We start from the raw sequence: 917 nt of genomic DNA on the forward strand, positions 1-917 counted from the left end.
CTGGCCCAGAGCGAGGGCCTCGACGGCGCGGGCGACATCACCGTCAATCTGGACGATTTCGTACGCGGGGGTTCGGGGACGGGCATCGGCCTGCAACTGCTGGGCGGTTCGGATAATCTTGTCACCACCAACACCTCGCTGTCCGCCGTCAGCGGCATGGCCCTCCAGGGAGGCGCGGGCAATGACCGGATCGTCAACAATGGTCTGGTGTTCGGCAATATCGACCTGTCAGGCGGCGACAACCGCTTCCTGAACAGCCTCGGCGCGACCTATCTGACATTCGATCGCATTATCCTGCGCGATAGCCTGCTCTCGCGTATGGCGGCCGGTTCGGTCTCGGCACAGGCTGTCGCTCTGGCTGGCGGCGCGGCGACCTTTACCAACGACGGTCTATTGCGTCTGGGCCTGGAAGGTCCGTCCTGGCCGCTGGATCTGGCTGCAGGTGAAACCTTCGGCGATCTGGACGGCCTGGTGGAGGCCAAGAACAACGTCTATTACGGCGCCCGCGTCATCTCGACCGTGGAGCTGGACGGCCACTTCGTCCAGACCGCGACAGGCAAGACGCTGTTCGACGTGGCCTTCGGTCCCTATGCCTCGGACCGCGTGAACGTCTCGGGCGATGCAGTGGTGTCCGGCGAGATTGGCGTGAACCTTCTGTGGCTGGAAAATGCACGTCCGCTGACCCTGTTCGCCACGGGGGGGCAGGGCGTGGCGGGTGATTACAACATCGCTTCTACTCTGGCCCTGAACTACAGCCTCACGGGCGATGGCGAAGGCGTGCACCTGAGCGTGGACAGCGATTTCGGTCTGGACCACATGCGTCCGAACGAACGCCGTCTGGGCGGCCATATGGACTCCGCTCTGCAAGAGGGCGGGGCCAACGGAATCGGCCGTCTGATGGCGGCTCTGGGCAACAT

1 protein-coding gene is annotated in these 917 nt (G+C 64.0%); it reads left to right on the forward strand.

What is annotated here, in order from left to right; genetic code table 11:
- The coding region (locus tag HX774_RS18760) for a hypothetical protein (RefSeq protein ID WP_178828945.1) at window positions 1-917 on the forward strand (917 nt) is incomplete at both ends.

It is taken from the genome of Brevundimonas sp. P7753 (assembly GCF_013386595.1).
Classification (GTDB): Bacteria; Pseudomonadota; Alphaproteobacteria; order Caulobacterales; family Caulobacteraceae; genus Brevundimonas; species Brevundimonas bullata.